18 protein-coding genes are annotated in these 19,320 nt (G+C 57.7%); 2 read left to right on the plus strand and 16 right to left on the minus strand.

What is annotated here, in order from left to right; genetic code table 11:
* Positions 1 to 47: 47 nt before the first annotated feature.
* From ACN1C3_RS02500 to ACN1C3_RS02570, 15 genes are all read right to left on the minus strand, one after another.
* Entirely contained in the window at positions 48 to 1,427 is a 1,380-nt protein-coding gene (locus tag ACN1C3_RS02500; RefSeq protein WP_419114194.1) for a M16 family metallopeptidase, read from the minus strand.
* 111 nt (positions 1,428 to 1,538) lie between these two features.
* Positions 1,539 to 3,197 carry a Na/Pi cotransporter family protein gene (locus tag ACN1C3_RS02505; RefSeq protein WP_419114195.1) on the minus strand — a complete coding sequence of 553 codons (1,659 nt, stop codon included), beginning with the start codon at positions 3,195 to 3,197 and terminating at the stop codon, positions 1,539 to 1,541.
* A 216-nt stretch (positions 3,198 to 3,413) separates the two neighbouring features.
* Complete coding sequence (locus tag ACN1C3_RS02510; protein ID WP_419114196.1) at positions 3,414 to 4,181, minus strand: TerC family protein; 768 nt, start codon at positions 4,179 to 4,181, stop codon at positions 3,414 to 3,416.
* Positions 4,182 to 4,267: 86 nt separating this feature from the next.
* Entirely contained in the window at positions 4,268 to 5,575 is a 1,308-nt protein-coding gene (locus ACN1C3_RS02515) for a CitMHS family transporter (protein ID WP_419114197.1), read from the minus strand.
* A gap of 348 nt (positions 5,576 to 5,923) precedes the next feature.
* Positions 5,924 to 7,885, minus strand: coding sequence for a DUF4105 domain-containing protein (locus ACN1C3_RS02520; protein ID WP_419114198.1), 1,962 nt, complete (start codon positions 7,883 to 7,885; stop codon positions 5,924 to 5,926).
* Complete coding sequence (locus tag ACN1C3_RS02525; RefSeq protein ID WP_419114199.1) at positions 7,882 to 8,202, minus strand: DUF2388 domain-containing protein; 321 nt, start codon at positions 8,200 to 8,202, stop codon at positions 7,882 to 7,884. The genes ACN1C3_RS02520 and ACN1C3_RS02525 overlap by 4 nt, the downstream gene beginning before the upstream one ends.
* Positions 8,203 to 8,228: 26 nt before the next feature.
* Positions 8,229 to 8,537: a DUF2388 domain-containing protein gene (locus tag ACN1C3_RS02530; protein WP_419114200.1), complete on the minus strand. Its 309-nt coding sequence runs from the start codon at positions 8,535 to 8,537 to the stop codon at positions 8,229 to 8,231.
* Between the two features lie 108 nt (positions 8,538 to 8,645).
* Entirely contained in the window at positions 8,646 to 8,963 is a 318-nt protein-coding gene (locus tag ACN1C3_RS02535; RefSeq protein ID WP_419114201.1) for a DUF2388 domain-containing protein, read from the minus strand.
* A 180-nt stretch (positions 8,964 to 9,143) separates the two neighbouring features.
* Entirely contained in the window at positions 9,144 to 9,353 is a 210-nt protein-coding gene (locus ACN1C3_RS02540; protein WP_419114202.1) for a DUF1127 domain-containing protein, read from the minus strand.
* A gap of 271 nt (positions 9,354 to 9,624) precedes the next feature.
* Positions 9,625 to 9,840: a DUF1127 domain-containing protein gene (locus tag ACN1C3_RS02545; RefSeq protein ID WP_419114203.1), complete on the minus strand. Its 216-nt coding sequence runs from the start codon at positions 9,838 to 9,840 to the stop codon at positions 9,625 to 9,627.
* Between the two features lie 319 nt (positions 9,841 to 10,159).
* Positions 10,160 to 11,653 carry an acetyl-CoA hydrolase/transferase family protein gene (locus ACN1C3_RS02550; RefSeq protein WP_419114204.1) on the minus strand — a complete coding sequence of 498 codons (1,494 nt, stop codon included), beginning with the start codon at positions 11,651 to 11,653 and terminating at the stop codon, positions 10,160 to 10,162.
* Between the two features lie 180 nt (positions 11,654 to 11,833).
* Positions 11,834 to 13,270 carry an NAD(P)(+) transhydrogenase (Re/Si-specific) subunit beta gene (locus ACN1C3_RS02555; RefSeq protein ID WP_419114205.1) on the minus strand — a complete coding sequence of 479 codons (1,437 nt, stop codon included), beginning with the start codon at positions 13,268 to 13,270 and terminating at the stop codon, positions 11,834 to 11,836.
* Positions 13,267 to 13,605: an NAD(P) transhydrogenase subunit alpha gene (locus ACN1C3_RS02560; protein ID WP_419114206.1), complete on the minus strand. Its 339-nt coding sequence runs from the start codon at positions 13,603 to 13,605 to the stop codon at positions 13,267 to 13,269. The genes ACN1C3_RS02555 and ACN1C3_RS02560 overlap by 4 nt, the downstream gene beginning before the upstream one ends.
* Positions 13,606 to 13,620: 15 nt before the next feature.
* The gene (locus tag ACN1C3_RS02565; RefSeq protein WP_419114207.1) at positions 13,621 to 14,742 is read right to left on the minus strand and encodes a Re/Si-specific NAD(P)(+) transhydrogenase subunit alpha; all 1,122 of its coding nucleotides are present in this window, start codon (positions 14,740 to 14,742) and stop codon (positions 13,621 to 13,623) included.
* A 452-nt stretch (positions 14,743 to 15,194) separates the two neighbouring features.
* A complete protein-coding gene (locus ACN1C3_RS02570; RefSeq protein ID WP_419114208.1) occupies positions 15,195 to 16,094 on the minus strand; it encodes a LysR family transcriptional regulator in 900 nt (299 codons plus the stop codon).
* Between the two features lie 157 nt (positions 16,095 to 16,251).
* Between ACN1C3_RS02570 and ACN1C3_RS02575 the strand changes: the two genes are divergently transcribed.
* Both ACN1C3_RS02575 and ACN1C3_RS02580 read left to right on the plus strand, forming a co-directional pair.
* Positions 16,252 to 17,433: an acyl-CoA dehydrogenase gene (locus ACN1C3_RS02575; RefSeq protein ID WP_419114209.1), complete on the plus strand. Its 1,182-nt coding sequence runs from the start codon at positions 16,252 to 16,254 to the stop codon at positions 17,431 to 17,433.
* A 13-nt stretch (positions 17,434 to 17,446) separates the two neighbouring features.
* Positions 17,447 to 18,667 carry a CaiB/BaiF CoA transferase family protein gene (locus ACN1C3_RS02580; protein ID WP_419114210.1) on the plus strand — a complete coding sequence of 407 codons (1,221 nt, stop codon included), beginning with the start codon at positions 17,447 to 17,449 and terminating at the stop codon, positions 18,665 to 18,667.
* Between the two features lie 217 nt (positions 18,668 to 18,884).
* Here ACN1C3_RS02580 and ACN1C3_RS02585 read toward each other — a convergent pair.
* Positions 18,885 to 19,320, minus strand: a 436-nt coding sequence (locus ACN1C3_RS02585) for a hypothetical protein (protein WP_419114211.1), incomplete at its 5' end; no start/stop codon positions are given.

Raw genomic sequence — 19,320 nt, forward strand, 5'->3', positions numbered from 1 at the left:
CCCAGCGGGAGCAAGCTCCCTCTCCACAGGTTTGGCGTTCGCTGCAGTTATTGTTTTTTGCGATGAACACGCCAGCCCAGCCCAGCGAGCGCGATCAACCCCAGCAGACCGGCGCCCAGCCAACTCAGCGCGTCATAACTGAGCAAGGGCTTCTCGATCCGCAGGTAGCCGGGCTGGTTGAGCAACTGGCGCATGGCCTGATTGGCTTGCTCCAGACTTACTGCTTGCAGGCGCTTGGCCGGATCGGCAAAACGCCCATTGTCGTAATCACCAAGGGCGCTCCAGTAGTAATCCGCCAACGCGCTATCGCCTTGCACGGCCCATGCCTGACGGGCGACGGCGGCCTGCTGCAGGCGGGCGAAGGTGGCGGGATCGAGTCCGTCCTTGAGCAGATTGGCCTTCATGTCATTGAGCACTTGCTCGGCTTGCGGCAGGTCATCGCGCTCCAAGTCGGCGCTCAGACTGAGAAAACCGACGCCGCCGAACACTTCCCGTTCGCTCCAAGGGCCGTAGGACAGCCCATGCTCCAGGCGCAATTGGCGATACAGCGCCCAGTCCAGGTAGTCCTTGAGCAGGTCGTACGTTTCGTCATGTTGGTTGGCCAGTACCGGTTCGGGAAACAGCCAGTGCAGCTTGGCGCCGCCACCGACCCAGCCCAGGATCAGATCGCGCTTGGGGGCGGCTTTGGTCTGGATATCAGGCAGCGGCAAATGCTCGGTGGGGTCTTTCGGATCGAGCTCACCATAGGTGCGCTCAAGATACGCCGGCAACAGGCGGTCGAGCTCACCGACGACGATCAGTGTCATGTTGTTCGGTACGTACCAATTTTTGCGCACCTTCTCCAGTTGTTCGCGAGTCAGGTGGTCGACCTCGGCCCGCTCGGAGCATTTCAGGCCGAGCTCTACGGCCAGTTGATTACTGGCCTTATGGCCCAGATCCTGACGGTCCAGCCAGCGCTGCAAGTGCGAATAGTGACCGCCGTCTTCACGCTCGACGACTTGTTTGGCGGCACTGATTGCCGTGTTGTCGATCTCGGTTCGGGTCAACAGCGCCAGCAATAGTTCGAGGACTTTGCGCTGGTTCTTCGCCGGGGCTTCGATGACGAAGGTGGTGTCGGCGTTGCTGGTGTAGGCATTCCATTCGCCGCCCAGCGCCTGCATGCGTTCTTCCAGCCCACCCTCACCGCTGGCGTCGATGCCACTGAACAACAAATGCTCGAGCAGGTGCGGCAGTTCCTTGTCGGCACAGCTGAAATCATCCAGGCCAACGCCGACCACCAGACGAATCGCCACATGGCCGCGCTCACCGCCGGGTTTGAGCAGCACTTGCAGACCGTTGGGCAGCATGTAGCCCTCGACCTGAAAGCGATCCAGGGCAAACGAATAGGCTGAGCCGAGCAACAGAAAAGCGAACAACAGGCAACGCATAAAGGGCTCCTGGCAGGTAAAAACCGGACGCGATAGTTTGAATGAGCCGATTTTTGTGGCCACAGAGTTAACTTTCACCCGTTCTAACTGACTTCTACCAACGCCAGACGTTCAAGGCGAATGCGTGACGTCAGTGATATCGTCCACCACCAGCGCTCCAGTGTCGGCGGTTTCCAGCACCACATAGGCGCTGCTGCAGAACAGTGAATTGAGACGCTTCATATCGGCGATCAACTCCAGATGCAGCGAACTGGTCTCGATACTTTGCACGATCTTGCGTTGCAGGCGACTGACATGGGCGTGGGCCAAGCGCCGTTCCTGAGCGCGGAAGCGACGTTTTTCGCGCAGCAATTGTCGGGCACTTTCCGGGTCGGCGCTGAGGAACACCGACAAGCCCAGACGCAAGTTGGCGATCAACTGGCTGTGTAAGTCCGCCAGCTCTTCCAGGCCAACGTCGGAAAAGGAGCGGCGTTGCGAAGTCTTCTGCTGCTGAACCTTGCGCAACATGCGTTCGATCACATCCCCGGCGAGCTTCAGGTTGATTGCCAGCTCGATAATTTCGGCCCAGCGGCGGCTGTCCTGCTCGCTGAGGTCCTCGCGGGGCATCTGCGCCAGATACAGTTTGATCGCGCTGTAGAGCGCCTCGACGTCGTCGCTCAAACGGCGCATTTCCTGAGTAACGGCGGTTTGCTTGCCGCGCAGCACATCGAGCATCGCTTCCAGCATGTTGTCGATCAGGTCGCCAATACGCAGGGTCTCCCGCACCGCGTTGGCCAGCGCCAGGCTCGGTGTGGCCAGCGCGGTCGCGTCCAGGTGGCGCGGCCGCGCCAGCCCATTGGTTTCCGGGCGCTCGGGGAGCAACCAGGCACAGATCCGCGCCATTGGTCCGACGCTGGGCAGCAACAGCAGGCAACGGACCGTGTTGTAGAGCAGATGAAAACCGATCACCAGGCCTTGCGGACCGTAATCGAGGGTGTCCATCCACTTCACCAGCGGGTCGAGCACCGGGATGATCAGCAGCAGGCCAATCAGTTTGTACAGCAAGCTGCCCAGCGCTACCTGCCGGCCGGCGGCGTTTTGCATGCTGGTGCTGAGGAACGCCAGCACACCGCTGCCGATGTTCGCGCCGATCACCAGGCCGATGGCCACCGGCAGGCTGATTACGCCCGCGCTGGCCAGGGTTGCGGTGAGTAGGACGGCCGCCAGACTGGAGTAGGAAATCATCGCGAACAACGCGCCGACCAGGGCGTCGAGCAGGATATCGCCGGTCAACGAGGCAAACACCACCTTCACGCCTTGCGCATGGGTAATGGGGGCGGCGGCTTCGACGATCAGTTGCAGGGCGAGAATGATCAGCCCCAGGCCGATGCCGACTCGCCCGAGTTGCCCAGCGCGGGTCTGTTTGCGCGACAGAAAGAAAATCACCCCGAGAAAGATCAGTAGCGGTGACAACCAGGACAGGTCGAAAGTCAGCACCCGTGCCATCAGCGCAGTACCGACGTCGGCGCCCAGCATGGTTGCCAGTGCTGGCGTCAGTGCCATCAAGCCCTGGCCAACGAACGAAGTGACTAGCATGGCCGTGGCGTTGCTGCTCTGGACCATAGCGGTCACCAGAATCCCGGCGACGAATGCCAGAGGACGTTTGGACATGTTCTGGCCAATCATGTGGCGCAAATTCGAACCGTAGACCCGCAGGATGCCGGTACGGACGATGTGCGTGCCCCAAATCAATAGGGTCACGGCGGAAAGCAGATTGAGCAGGGTCAGCATGCTGGGCCCCCTGTGGTGAATAGCGCCCCAAAAGGGGCAAGTTGACGGTGCCTCGCGACGTTCTACGTTCTGTACTTAAGCTGTAGTTGGCTAACAGGCTGGGCGCCAGCATCGCACAGCTAAAGAGTCGATTGAAACAAAACTGTCATAAAATCAACTTTATGCAGACGTGAAAAAGGGGCTCGAAAGCCCCTTCTCTAACCGCGCGTTCTCAGGTTATTGACCCGGAATGTCTTTGCGCAGTTTCACTGGATCTTGTTGCCTGCGTTTTTTCGCGATGGCAGTGCGCATCTTGATGTTGATCGCTTCCACGGCCAGCGAGAACGCCATGGCAAAGTAGACGTAGCCTTTTGGTACGTGCACATCGAAGGCCTCGGCGATCAAAACGGTACCGACCACCAACAGGAACGACAGCGCGAGCATTTTCAGCGACGGGTGCTTGTCGATGAATTCGCTGATGGTGCCCGAAGCCAGCATCATCACCAGCACCGCAACGATGATCGCCGCGACCATGACCGGTACATGGGAAACCATGCCGACCGCAGTGAACACCGAATCCAGGGAGAACACGATGTCGATGATGGCGATCTGGATGATGGTGTAGAAAAAATTACCGCCCTTGCCGTTCATCTCGTCGCTGGTTTCGTCTTCACCTTCCAGCGCGTGGTACATCTCCTGGGAGCTTTTCCACAGCAGGAACAGACCACCGAAGAACAGAATCAGGTCGCGTCCGGAAATACCCTGGCCGAAGACCACGAACAGGTCGGCGGTGAGGCGCATGACCCAGGTGATCGACAGCAACAACAGAATCCGCGTGACCATGGCCAGCGCCAGACCGAAGATCCGTGTGCGCGCCTGCATGTGCTTGGGCATGCGGCTGACCAGGATCGAGATCATGATGATGTTGTCGATGCCCAGGACGATCTCCAGGGCGGTCAGCGTGAAGAAGGCAACCCAGATTTCCGGGTTGGTCAGCCATTCCATGTGTATTCCTTTGAGCGAGTGTTAAACCACGCCGGGGCCAGGCTTCGAAAAATCGAAGTCTAGACCCGTCGTGGTAGGTCTTGAGCTTATAGAGTGCTGAACAGCGGAAAAATCCCCATCAGCAAAGCGGCGAACATTATGCATAGGCAAACCAGCACTGCCCACTTGAGGGTGAAGCGCTGATGATCACCGAATTCGATCCCGGCCAATGCCACCAACAGATAGGTCGATGGCACCAGCGGGCTCAGCAAGTGGACGGGCTGACCGACGATCGAGGCACGTGCCATTTCCACAGCCGTGATGCCGTAGTGGCTGGCGGCTTCGGCCAAAACTGGTAACACGCCGTAATAAAAAGCATCATTGGACATGAAGAAAGTGAACGGCATGCTCGCCAGTGCAGTGATCACTGCCAGGTACGGGCCAAGCGCGTCCGGAATCACCGCCAGCAGGCTTTTCGACATGGCGTCGACCATACCGGTGCCAGAGAGAATGCCGGTGAAGATACCCGCAGCAAAAATCAGCCCGACCACCGCCAGCACGCTACCGGCGTGGGCCGCAACGCGGTCCTTCTGTTGTTGCAGGCACGGGTAGTTGACGATCATGGCGATACTGAAGGCGACCATGAACAGCACGGGCAGTGGCAGCAGACCTGCGACCAGTGTGCCCATCAGCACCAGAGTCAGCGCGCCGTTGAACCAGATCAGCTTCGGGCGACGGGCATCCGGGAACTGCGAAACGCTGATTTCGCTGTGGTCGATATCGTCACCTTGCAGGTGCAGCTCACCTAGACGTGCACGTTCGCGTTTGCCGTACATATAGGCAATCGCCAGGATCGCTACGACACCAGCGAGCATAGCGGGGATCATCGGAACGAAGATGTCCGACGGGTCGACATGCAAGGCGCTGGCTGCGCGAGCAGTCGGGCCGCCCCATGGGGTCATGTTCATCACACCGCCAGCGAGGATGATCAGACCGGCCATGATCCGCGGGCTCATGCCGATGCGGCTGTAGAGCGGCAGCATGGCGGCCACGCAGATCATGTAAGTGGTGGCACCATCACCGTCCATGGACACTATCAGCGCCAGTACTGCAGTACCGACCGAGACCTTCAACGGGTCGCCCTTGACCAGTTTGAGGATCTTGCGCACTGCCGGGTCGAACAGGCCGGAGTCGATCATCAAGGCAAAATAGAGAATGGCGAACATCAGCATCACCCCGGTCGGGGCGAGTTTGGTGATGCCTTCGAGCATCATCGGGCCGATTTTCGGCGCAAAACCACCGAACAATGCGAACAGGATCGGGATGATGATCAACGCGATCAGCGCAGACAGGCGCTTGGTCATGATCAGGAACATGAACGTGATGACCATGGCAAAGCCAAGGAAAGTCAGCATAGGAATACTCCAGGCGTAGCGCGGCTAGGGAATGGCGAACCGGTAAGGTCAGCGCAGAACGGAAAGCACGAGGCGTACGGGGGGAGTCGGGTCGAACGGGCGGGTAGCAGCAAACATCAGAATCACCATTGTTGTTGTTAATTGGGCCGCAAGAGGTCGAAACGCTTGCATTGGCCAACCGGTCTGTTGCCGGTAGTGGGGGCGATCCTAATCGCGGAAGCTTTCAGCCAGCTTTCGCTGATGAAACGACTGACGAGATGTATGTCGAATGTTTGTAGGACTTGTAGCAGCCTGGCGGCAGCTGCTACGGGGATTGTGCCGGACCTGAAATTCCTTAACTGACTGGCATTAGGGCAGCTCAAACCCACCTGCAGCCTTGTGCAGCGCCCGCAAATGCTCGCCCACTTGCTTCAGGTTGGCTTCATTCGCCGCCATCTCCGCCGCGCGACTGGGCTCAAGTAAGGCCCGCACCTCTTTATCCAGATCCCCGGTCAAGGATTGCAGCTGCTTCTGACGCAGGCTGCTCTCCGATTCCAGTCGTTGCCACTCACTGGGCTGAGGCAAACCATAACCTCCACTGCCAAGCAGTTCGGCCGGACGGCTGAGGAAGCCGCTGTTGACCAGGATCTGTTGCAAGGTCTTGTTGGCTTTATCCATACCGCCGTTTTTCAGTTCGCGGGCGCCGAGGTAACGCTGTTTGACTTCATCCTGAGCCAGCTGCAATTGCCGACGGAAACTCGCCTGTTCCAGCAGCAGTAAGGCAGCGCTAGTACGCAGATCGGCCTGTTCGAACCATTGGCGGCGTTCTGTTGCGCTCAACGATAACCAGTCTTCGACGGTGTCCTGCTTGATCGGCAGATGCTTCTTCAGCACCTCGAACATCGCCTGATAACGGTCACGAAACGAGTCGAAGCGATAGCCCAGACGCAAGGCCTCGCGTGGATCGTCCAGCACGCTGGTGTCCGCCAGCCCGCGGCCCTTGAGCACTTCCAGCAAGCCGTTGGGCATGATGCTGTCCAGACCGGTCAGCTGCGGGTTGTTGCTGCCACTGCGCAGCAACTTGAGGCTTTCGACCGCGCAGTTGTTGGACAGGAAGTAATAGTTGCCGTCGTAGCTCCAGTGCATCTCGGCCGCGTGCTGGACCACGTCTTCGATTTCGCTACGCGACAGGTTCAGCGGCACCGAGGCGAGACTGCGCAGTTCAGTCTTGGTGTATTCGTCGATGACTTGCGCCAGTGGTAACACGAATAGCCGAGACGGATACTTGCCGACCAGACCATCCCAACTGGATAGCTGCACGTCACCAACAAAGGCGCGATAGGACAGCACCAGATGCTGATCCAGGTCCAGTCGGCAGTCCGGTCCGCGAGGACGGCCAGGCGCGCAGATCACCAGCCGCAACATGCTATGACCCCAGCGGCTGACCCAGTTCTGGTTGGCTTCGGCCAGTAGGTAGTCGACGGCGTACACCCGTTCTGGATCGACCTGCCCTAACGGCTGTTTGGCAAAGTCACTGCCAGCATTGAGGAAGGCAAAGGACTTGGCGCAAATGTCCTTGGCGGCGGGCGCCCAGCCAAAGTGTTCTTTGTAGTAGCGATATAGCGCGGGACGACGACAGGCGTAGCTCGGATCAAGGAGGAAGTACTCCATGTTGACCGCGACGAACTCCTTCGGATTGGTCGTCTCGTAGATGTCCGGGCTGCGGACGATCTGGCGGTTGTGCTGCTCGCGTTCGCCACGGCGCCCGACATACTGCGGCCAGCCGGCGAGGTCCAGCAGGCGCGGGTCATCACTGAGGGTAAAGCGTCGTGCCGTCTGGCCGCGGCATTGGTCCGGGATACCGATCAGGCCTGAGCTGTTGTTCTGCCGCATGCAGCGCTGGATCAGTGTACGTTCTGCGTCCGGCCATAAGCGCGCGCGATCATAGATGTGGGTCAGTTCGTGCAGCACCGTGGCAAGCAGTTCCCGGCGCACGGTGCCGTGGGGGCGATGGGTTGCTTTCGTCGCAGCGGAACCGTCGGTGAGACTGGCCAGCAGGTTGCGATTGAGGTCGAGTTCGGCTACCAGCGACGCTTGGCCGTAGGCGTTGCTCGGCATGTCGCTGGTCCAGCCGACATCGATGCGGCGGTCCAGTTGCTCGACGAAACGCGGAGGCAGCGCCTGCATCGCTTCATCGAGCAGCGCCTGGCTGGCTTGTTGCTCAGCAGGGCTCAGTCCCTCGGTCTTGAGTCGCAGTTGCAGCCCGGCCTGAGCCGTGCTGCCCAGCAGCAACATAGTTCCGGCCAGTAGCCAGGCGGTGAGCGACTTCACAGGGCGAGGATGGCTTCGGCGAGTACCTGATCACTGGCATCGCGAGCTTCCGGCACGCGGGTGCGCAAGGTGTTGAAGGCGGCTTCCAGGTGCGCGCCACGGATATCACCATTGCTGGCGACAAAACTGGCCGCATCGTCGTGGGCTTCACGCACGATTTTTGAGTCACGGATGGAGGTGGTGGTATCGGAGGTGAAATCGATCGTGCGCTGGGAGGCACGAATAATCATGTTACTGGTGGCTTCCAGGGTGTGCGCCTGGGTCACGTCGGCCAACAACAGCAGGCCAAGAGTGGCAGCAATCAGTGGGTTACGCATGGAACGACTCCGAAAAGCATAGATAACTATTGGACGAGAATTGCCTGTGCCAGTTCAAGATCGCTGGCACGAAGTTTTGGTTGAGTTTGGCGCAGATAAACCAGGGCGGACTCCAGTTGCGCTCCTCGCAGTTGGCCATCACTGGCAATGAAAGCTGCAGCGTCATCCTGGGCGGCGAGTATCAGTTTATTGTCGAAGGGGGCAGACGTCACTTTGCTTGTGGCGTAGCCGCTGGCAACAAGGCCTTGGGTGCTGAGGTCGAAGGCATGGGCCGAACCTGTCCAGCAGAGGGCGATAAATAGAGGGGCGATAAGCAGATCTGAGAAAAAACGCATGAGGCTCGATAGCTGAAAGCGAGCGCCAAGGCTAGCGCAATGCCCGGACCAGAGCCAGCGTCGTAAGTTTGGGGCACGGCATGCGTGCCCCAAACTTACGACTTGCGATCAGATTGCCAGGATGGCTTGCGCCAGTTGTGCGTCGGTCGCATTCAACTGCGGTGCTTGATGACGAATATGGTCAAAAGCGCTTTCTAGTTTCACACCGCGAATGGCGCCTTCGCTGGCGACGAAACTGGCGGCGTCGTCACGGGCTGCGCGGACAATCTTGTTGTCACGCAGGGAGGAAGAGGCATCGGACGTGGCGTCGGAGGTGGCCTTGAGCGCATTGACGACGGCATCAGTGGTCACGATAAAACTGGAGGCATGCGCATTGGCGGCCAAGGCCAGCAGGGCTGCAACGCTGAGCAGACGAAGACGGGACATGGGGTAACTCCTGTGGATTAACAGATAAAAGTGGAGCCGAGCAAAACACCAACAGCCAGGCGAGTTGCGCAGTGCCTTGAGCATCAGACGACGCTTGCTCTGCAGAGTTCGCCACGTTCTTGTTGGATATTAGGCCGCACTGTGTCTATTCGAATAGCTCTGTCTGTCTTCTGTGTGCGACTAGCGCCAGAACGGTTTGTCCATTTCAACGATGCGGTCAGAGTGACTGAGTCCCAGATCGGACAATTGCTGATCATTGAGCTGGCTCAGTAAGCGTCGGGTGCGGGCTCTCTCCATACTCCGGGCCAGTGCTGAAAACAGGCGTCCCAGAGCGCTGGCAAGTGAGTTCTGTTGAGGTTTGGGTATCGATGTATCCAGTAAGCGATTCATGGTGCAGTCCTTGCGAGCAGGCCGAAGTACCGGCCTTGGAGCACCATGTTGATCTTTGGACGCGGGTCAATACAGATACACCAGTGCTTAATTGTACTGGTTCAGTGTTTGTTAATTGCAAACTGTACCTGTCTGGCGATAGACCTTTTGTACGGTCTCGATTTTAGCCCCTGAAACGACAAAACCCGTCGCAGTTACCTACGACGGGTTTTGTTTGTGCAATTCGGGTTGCTGGCGGTGGACCCAGTGGGTCAGAGCCAGCGACGCTAACTTAGCGCCAGAACGGCTTGCTCAGCTCTTCGTAGCGTTGTGCTTCGCTAATCCCTGCGTCAGCCAGCAGACGCGAATCCAGGCGAGCCAATTGATGGCGGCTGGAGATGCGGCGCTGCCACAGCATCAGGTTGGCGATAACACGAAGAGGCATGGAAGCCTGGGTTTTTGCAGTGTTGTCTTCGAAGAACAGGTCGGAACTGAGTGTACGTTCCATGGTTGACATCCTTCCGCTTATGGCGGGATTAGGTAGTGGTTTAACTGATGCCAATGATCCTCCTCTTGCGCAAGTCTCTCTAGATACAGTTCACCTGTATTGTGAGGGACCAGTTAACTGTTTATAGGTGCTGTACTGCTCATAAATGAAGCAACTGTACCTATCTGCACTGTTATGGTGCATTTTGAGGTGTTCGACTCAAAAAGGTAGGAGGTTTCGGTAGGAAAAGACCAGTACAGCAGTACAGTTTTAGACGGATACTGCGGTGGCAATGGCGAGCTGACGAAACTGCGTTTGCGTCAGCTGCCAACTGTATCAATTACACCCCGAGCATTTTCCCGGTTTCCTCCAGGTTGATGTGCCAGCTCAGTGCATCGCGCAGGATGTGCGGTGTGTGTCCGCCCAGGGCGCAGGCGGCTTTGAAGTAGTCATTCAGCGCTTCGCGATAAGCCGGGTGCACGCAGTTGTCGATGACCACCCTCGCCCGCTCACGTGGCGCCAGGCCGCGCAAGTCCGCAAGGCCTATCTCGGTGACGAGGATGTCGACGTCATGCTCGGTATGGTCAACGTGGCTGACCATTGGTACCACGCTGGAAATCGCGCCACCCTTGGCAATCGACTTGGTGACGAAGATTGCCAGGTGCGCATTGCGTGCAAAGTCGCCCGAGCCGCCGATGCCATTCATCATCCGCGTACCGCAGACGTGAGTAGAGTTGACGTTGCCGTACAGATCGAACTCCAACGCGGTGTTGATGCCAATGATGCCCAAGCGGCGGATGACTTCCGGATGGTTTGAGATCTCTTGCGGGCGCAGCACCAGTTGCGGCTTGTAACGGCTCAGGTCGCTGAAGACCTCGGCGTGTTTTTTGGCGGACAGGGTCATGGAACTGCCCGAGGCGAAGCTCAGTTTACCGGCGTCGAACAGGTCGAAGGTGGAGTCTTGCAGCACTTCGGAGTACATGGTCATGTCGTGGAACGGCGACTCGATCAACCCATGCATCACCGCGTTGGCTATGGTGCCGATGCCTGCCTGCAGCGGCATCAGGCTGTTGGTCAAACGGTTCTCGCGTACTTCGCTTTTGAAGAACTCGACCAGATGATTGGCGATGGCCTGAGTATCCAGGTCCGGCGGCAATACAGTGGACGGCGAGTCGGGCTGATTGCTGATGACAATACCAACGATCTTCGCCGGGTCTATCTGCACGGCATGGCTGCCGATGCGGCTGTCAGCCTTGAGCACCGGAATCGGCAAACGGGTCGGCCGATAGCTCGGTATATAGATGTCATGCAGCCCTTCGAGCTCCAGCGGCTGGGCCAGGTTGATCTCGACAATCACTTCTTTGGCCAATATCGCGAAGCTCGCTGAGTTACCCACTGAGGTGCTCAGGACCAGATGGCCTTCTTCAGTGATGGCGACACATTCGATCACTGCCAGGTCCACGGCCTTGATCTGGCGGTTGCGCAGTTGCTCAACAGTGTCGGAAAGGTGCTGGTCGATAAACATGACCGAGCCATCATTGATCGCCTTGCGCAAAGTACTGTCGACCTGGAACGGCATGCGTCGCGACAGCACACCGGCTTCGGTCAGCTGCTTGTCGAGGTCATTGCCCAGGCTGGCGCCGGTCATCAGGCTGATTTTCAGCGGTGCAACCTTGGCGCGTTCGGCCAATGCGTGGGGCACGGCTTTGGCTTCGCCGGCGCGGGTAAAACCGCTCATGCCGACGGTCATGCCGTCCTGAATCAAAGCAGCGGCATCAGCCGCGCTCATGACCTTACTTAACAACGAAGGCAAGCGAATACGATCACGGTACATGGATTGTTATCTCGGGCAACGAAAGCAAGATACGCAGTTTAGTGATTTCAAAAAAATTCCTCCCGCTACCATGGTCGAATGCCGGGCCTTGATTTAGAGCCTTTGGTCGGTTTTTGACGGGCAATAAAAAACCCCGGCCTACAAAAGGCCGGGGTTTTTGGTGTTGCGTTGAGCCGGGTTTTAATCGACTGCTTTGACCATGTCTTCGATGACTTTCTTGGCGTCGCCGAACACCATCATGGTCTTGTCCAGGTAAAACAGTTCGTTGTCCAGGCCGGCATAGCCGCTGGCCATCGAGCGCTTGTTGACGATGATGGTCTTGGCCTTGAACGCTTCGAGAATCGGCATGCCGGCGATTGGCGATTTCGGATCGTTCTTCGCCGCCGGGTTGACCACGTCGTTGGCGCCGAGTACCAGCACCACGTCAGCCTGGCCGAACTCGGAGTTGATGTCTTCCATCTCGAACACTTGGTCATAAGGCACTTCGGCCTCGGCCAGCAGGACGTTCATGTGCCCTGGCATACGACCCGCCACGGGGTGGATCGCATACTTCACGGTCACACCACGATGGGTCAGCTTCTCGGTCAGCTCTTTCAGCGCATGTTGCGCCCGCGCTACCGCCAGGCCGTAACCTGGAACGATGATCACGGTGTCGGCGTTGGTCAGCAGGAAGGTCGCATCGTCAGCCGAACCGGATTTCACCGGGCGGGCTTCTTTCGAACCGGCCGGGCCGGCCGCGTCTGCGCTGTTGCCGAAGCCACCGAGCAGTACGTTGAAGAACGAACGGTTCATCGCCTTGCACATGATGTACGAGAGGATCGCACCGCTTGAGCCCACCAGCGAACCAGCGATGATCAGCATCGAGTTGTTCAGCGAGAAGCCGATACCCGCCGCCGCCCAGCCGGAGTAGCTGTTGAGCATCGACACCACCACTGGCATGTCCGCGCCGCCAATCGGGATGATGATCAACACGCCCAGTACAAAGGCCAGGGCCAGCATCAGCGCGAAGGCATTCAGGTTGCCGCTCAACATGAAGGTGACGCCCAGACCAAGCGTCGCCAAGCCCAGCAGCAGGTTCAGCTTGTGCTGGCCTCCGAACTGTACTGGTGCGCCCTGGAACAGGCGGAACTTGTACTTGCCCGACAGCTTGCCGAACGCGATGACCGAACCGGAGAAGGTAATGGCACCAATGGCCGCGCCAAGGAATAGCTCCAGACGGTTACCGGCAGGAATCGAATCACCCAGGTGCTTAACGATACCCAGCGATTGCGGTTCGACCACAGCAGCGATGGCGATGAACACGGCGGCCATACCGATCATGCTGTGCATGAAGGCGACCAGTTCCGGCATCTTGGTCATCTCGACGCGCTTGGCCATGATCGAACCGGCCGTGCCACCGACCAGCAGGCCGACGATAACGTAGCCAATGCCCGCTGTAGCGAGCTCCGCGCCGAGTTTGTAGACCAGGCCGACCGTCGTGATGATGGCCAGAGCCATACCCAGCATGCCGTACACATTGCCGCGTCGGGAGGTGGTCGGGTGCGACAGACCTTTAAGGGCCTGGATGAAACAGATCGAAGCGATCAGGTACAGGGTTGTGACCAGATTCATACTCATGACTTCTGCGCCCCTTGTTCTACCGGCAGCTCTTTAACTTTGGGCGCCTTCTTCTTGAACATTTCCAGCATCCGCCGGGTGACCAGAAAACCACCGAATACGTTCACCGCGGCCAACGCCACGGCCAGGGTACCCATGGTTTTACCCAGTGGTGTTACGGTCAAAGCAGCGGCCAGCATGGCGCCGACAATGACAATCGCCGAAATGGCGTTGGTCACCGCCATCAATGGCGTGTGCAGTGCTGGTGTAACGTTCCAGACCACGTGATAACCGACATAAATCGCCAGCACGAAGATGATCAGGTTGTAGATACCGGGGGAGATAAGCTCTTCCATCGTCTGAATCCCTGCTTAGGCGTTTTTGCGGATGACTTGGCCGTCGCGGCACATTAGGCACGCGGCGACGATGTCGTCTTCGAGGTTGATCTGGAACTGCCCTTCCGGGGTGAAGACCAGCTTCAGGAAGTCCAGCAGGTTGCGTGCATACAGCGCCGAGGCGTCAGCCGCAACTGCGCCGGCCAGGTTGGTTGGGCCAACGATGGTTACACCGTTCTGAACCACAACCTGATCGGCCACGGTCAGCGGGCAGTTGCCGCCTTGGGCAGCGGCGAGGTCGATCACGACCGAGCCGGGCTTCATCTGGGCGACAGTTTCGGCACTCAGCAGTACCGGCGCCTTGCGGCCCGGGATTAGTGCGGTAGTAATGACGATATCTGCCTGCTTGGCGCGCTCGTGCACCGCCAGCGCTTGACGCTGCATCCAGCTGGCGGGCATCGGCCGCGCATAACCGCCAACACCGACGGCGCATTCGCGCTCTTCGTCGGTCTCGTAAGGCACGTCGACGAACTTGGCGCCCAGGGATTCGATCTGTTCCTTCACCGCCGGACGCACATCAGAGGCCTCGATCACCGCGCCCAGACGCTTGGCGGTAGCGATGGCCTGCAAACCGGCCACACCCGCGCCGAGAATCAGTACGCGCGCCGCTTTCACGGTGCCCGCAGCGGTCATCAGCATCGGCATGAAGCGCGGATAGTAGTGAGCGGCGAGCAGCACGGATTTGTAACCGGCGATGTTGGCCTGGGAGGACAGCACATCCAGGCTCTGAGCGCGGGAGGTGCGCGGCGCGGCTTCCAGCGCGAACGCGGTAATGCCGCATTCGGCCAGCTTGCCAATGGTTTCATTGCTGAACGGGTTGAGCATGCCCACCACAACGGTGCCGCTCTTGATCAGCGCTAGCTCGCTGTCGCTGGGGGCGACCACCTTGAGAATCAGCTCTGCGCCAAACGCATCGTTGGCACTGCCAATGGCCGCACCTACCGCTTCATAGGCACTGTCAACAACGCTGGCGTTAATGCCGGCGCCGCTTTGCACAGTGACTTTATGACCTTGGCCGATCAGCTTCTTGATGGTTTCCGGAGTTGCGGCAACCCGCGTTTCACCGGTTTGGGTTTCGAGAGGAACACCAATGTGCACGTCAAATCTCCTGCATGATCATCTTATTGCTTTTGATCTTTATAAGAAGGCCAGCGCACTCCGGATGGTGCTACTGGGGCGGCCGATCAGCACGACCCCGCAGTAACAAGGCGGGGCGCGGCATTTTGCAGGCGAACTTTGTGCCCTTCAAGGGATTATGACGGGTGACGGAAAATTAACTACAAGTCACCCCGTGACCGAATGTCGCATGTTATGGCTGGACCCCTTGTAAGCCATGCCTTGTATGAATTTTTAGTGAAATTCAATAATTTACGCATCGACGCGGTGAATGAGGCGGCATTGCTTCGAAAATAGCTACTGGAAGCCACGTCTTTAGGCGCTTATTGCACGATTGTTCCTCTTGCCGATACAGTTTTCTTAAATGCGACATATAGTTATATCTGTAGTGATTTGATTTTGCTGACTACGGGGTCAGCTAGTGGCGGAGGCCCCTATTCTTCTAGGCTGTAGCCCTGCGCCTGGTTCACCAGCCAGTCACGGAATGCCCGTAAAGAGGCTGACTCGACCTTTCGGTCAGGAATCATCAGGTAATACGCCTTGATGCTAGACAGTGCCTGGTGGTTGGCGATCACCAGGCGCTTCTCCGCCAACTCACGCTGAATCAGGAATGGCGGAATCAATGCGATGCCCATGTCGTGCATGGCCGCTTGGGCGAGCATGGAGAATAGCTCGTAACGCGGGCCTGTCATGTCGCGAGGGATATTCAGGTTCTGTGAACTGAACCACTGACGCCAGGCATAAGGTCGGGTGGTCTGTTGCAGCAGTGGCAGTTCGGCAATCTCTTCGGCGCTAAACTGGCTTCCAGGCCCCAGAAGTCGTGGGCTGCAAACCGGCATTGGGTTCTCACCCATCAGTCGATGGGACTCTGTGCCCGACCAATCGGCATCACCAAAATAAATGGCTGCATCGAAGTCGGTGTCGGCAAACAGGAATGGCCGGGTGCGGTTTGTAAGGTTGACCGTGACTTCCGGGTGTTGCTGCTGAAAATCCTTGAGCCGCGGTAACAACCATTGAGTACCAAACGTCGGGACGACGGCCAGCTCAATGACGTTGGCGCCCTGCTGGCCCATCACTGACAGCGTATCGCGCTCTACGGCGTCCAGTTGTGTAGCGACTCGGCGACTATAAGACAGCCCTGCTTCGGTCAGCTTCACTCCTCGTCGTGAGCGTCGGAATAGTTCGACACTCAAGAACTCCTCCAGACTGGCGATCTGCCGACAAATGGCTCCCTGTGTAAGGGAAAGCTCTTGCGCGGCCTTGGTAAAGCTCTCGTGCCGGGCTGCCGCCTCAAAGCTGATCAGTGCAGCTGTGCTCGGGATCTTTCTACGCATATACGGCAACCTCACTAATAAAGCGTCGATAAGCGGTTTCACGCTATTACGGAGTGAGAAATTAGCACAACAGTATGCAAAATCCTCGTTTGCTGTATCCGCTGGCCCGGCCTAGGATCAGTCCACGATATTTGACCTGATTTGCGAGGACTCACCCATGGGCGGTAAAGCTAGCTTCAACTGGATCGATCCCCTGCTGCTGGATCAACAGCTCACCCAAGAAGAGCGCATGATCCGCGATACTGCCCAGCAATTCGCTCAGCAGAAGCTTGCGCCGCGCGTTCTCGAAGCTTTCCGCCATGAAAAGACCGATCCGGCGATCTTCCGCGAGATGGGCGAAATAGGCCTGCTGGGCGCGACCATTCCTGAACAATACGGTGGCAGTGGTCTGAACTACGTCAGCTACGGTCTGATTGCTCGTGAGGTCGAGCGTGTTGACTCCGGCTATCGCTCGATGATGAGCGTGCAGTCCTCGCTGGTGATGGTGCCGATAAATGAATTCGGTACCGAAGCTCAAAAGCAGAAGTACCTGCCAAAACTGGCTTCGGGTGAATGGATCGGTTGCTTCGGTCTGACCGAGCCTGACCACGGTTCCGACCCGGGCGCAATGATCACTCGTGCACGCAAAGTTGAAGGCGGCTACAGCCTGACGGGTAGCAAGATGTGGATCACCAACAGCCCGATCGCTGATGTATTCGTGGTCTGGGGTAAGGACGATGCAGGTGACATCCGCGGCTTCGTACTCGAGAAAGGTTGGAAAGGCCTGAGCGCTCCGGCAATTCACGGCAAGGTTGGCCTGCGCGCCTCCATCACCGGTGAAATTGTTATGGATAACGTGTTTGTGCCCGAAGAGAACATCTTCCCGGACGTCCGTGGTTTGAAAGGCCCTTTTACCTGCCTTAACTCGGCTCGTTACGGTATTTCCTGGGGGGCGCTGGGTGCTGCCGAGTTCTGCTGGCACACCGCTCGCCAGTACACGCTGGATCGTCAGCAGTTTGGCCGGCCATTGGCAGCCACCCAATTGATCCAGAAAAAACTGGCCGACATGCAGACTGAAATCACCCTCGCCCTGCAAGGCTGCTTGCGTCTCGGCCGTATGAAGGACGAAGGCACTGCAGCGGTCGAGATCACGTCCATGATGAAGCGCAACTCGTGCGGTAAGTCCCTGGACATCGCGCGTATGGCTCGTGACATGTTGGGTGGTAACGGCATCTCCGACGAGTTCGGTGTCGCCCGTCACTTGGTCAACCTGGAAGTGGTGAATACCTATGAAGGTACTCACGACGTGCATGCGCTGATCCTTGGTCGTGCGCAGACTGGCATTCAGGCGTTCTATTAATAGGAGAACGTCCATGGGCGCGCTTTCGCATCTACGGGTATTGGATTTGTCACGAGTGCTGGCCGGTCCTTGGGCTGGACAGATCCTTGCGGATCTCGGGGCCGAGGTAATCAAGGTCGAGCGCCCGGGTAATGGTGATGACACGCGCGCCTGGGGGCCGCCCTTCCTAAAAGACGCCTATGGTGAGAACACGAGTGAAGCTGCCTATTACTTGTCGGCCAATCGCAACAAGCAATCGGTCACCATCGACTTCACGCGACCGGAAGGTCAGCGTTTGGTGCGTGAGCTGGCGGCCAAGTCAGACATTCTGATCGAGAACTTCAAGGTTGGCGGTCTGGCTGCTTATGGTCTGGACTATGAGTCGCTCAAGGCACTTAATCCTGAGCTGATCTATTGTTCGATTACGGGCTTTGGTCAGACGGGTCCTTATGCCAAGCGTGCCGGTTATGACTTCATGATTCAGGGGTTGGGCGGCTTGATGAGCCTGACCGGTCGACCTGAAGGTAGCGAAGGTGCCGGGCCGGTGAAAGTCGGAGTGGCGCTGACGGATATTCTGACCGGGCTCTATTCGACGGTGGCGATTCTGGCGGCGCTGGCTCATCGGGATCATGACGGTGGTGGGCAGCACATCGACATGGCGTTGCTGGATGTTCAGGTCGCGTGCCTGGCCAATCAGGCGATGAACTACTTGACCACTGGTGTTTCGCCTAAGCGGTTAGGGAATGCTCATCCGAACATCGTGCCCTACCAGGACTTCCCGACCGCGGATGGTGACTTCATTCTTACTGTTGGGAACGACGGGCAGTTCCGCAAGTTTGCTGAGGTAGCTGGGCAGTCGCAGTGGGCGCACGATCCGCGGTTTGCCACGAACAAGCTGCGGGTGGCCAATCGGGCGGTATTGATCCCGCTGATCCGCCAGGCAACCGTATTCAAGACTACTGCTGAGTGGGTGGTGCAGCTGGAGCAGGCTGGTGTGCCTTGTGGGCCGATCAATGATCTGGCTCAGGTATTTGCCGATCCGCAGGTTCAGGCGCGTGGGCTGGCAATTGAGCTACCCCATGCTTTGGCTGGGCTGGTTCCACAGGTGGCTAGCCCGATCCGTCTTTCTGAGACGCCGGTTGAATACCGTAATGCGCCTCCTCTATTAGGCGAGCACACGCTAGAGGTGCTGCAGCGGGTGTTGGGTCTTGAGGCATCTGAGGTCGCGGCTTTTAAAGAAGCCGGGGTGCTCTGAGGATTCCTTCTATATAGAAGCCGCTGTTCTGCTCTCTATATAGAGGGAAACAGACCGCTTTTTTGGCGTTCTGCACCTTATTGATAGAAAAGCGTAATTAGAGATTGACGGCAGATTCTGGAAGTCTATAATTCGCCCCACTTCCGGCGCAGTCGAAACGGAAAACTCCTTGCTAAACAATGAGTTACGCAGTTTTCGACAGCGGTTACGCTTCTGTTCAGCGAAGCCCGAAGGAGTTAATAAGGTCGTGTTGTTTGACGTTATTAACGGTTCGATCCACTCGGTCGAAAGCGGTGTAAAAGAGGTGTTGACAGCAGCGAGTAACGCTGTAGAATTCGCCTCCCGCTAACGAGTGATCGGAAGCGCCAAGTGGTTGAAGTTGCAAAGGAAACTTTGAAAGCTTCGAAAAATAACCGCTTGACAGAGACAGGGGAAAGCGTAGAATGCGCGCCTCGGTTGAGACGAAAGATCTTAACCAACCGCTCTTTAACAACTGAATCAAGCAATTCGTGTGGGTGCTTGTGGAGTCAGACTGATAGTCAACAAGATTATCAGCATCACAAGTTACTCCGCGAGAAATCAAAGATGTAACCAACGATTGCTGAGCCAAGTTTAGGGTTTTCTCAAAACCCAAAGATGTTTGAACTGAAGAG

Origin of the sequence: Pseudomonas sp. H11T01 (assembly GCF_048515765.1) — a bacterium.
Taxonomy (GTDB): Bacteria; Pseudomonadota; Gammaproteobacteria; order Pseudomonadales; family Pseudomonadaceae; genus Aquipseudomonas.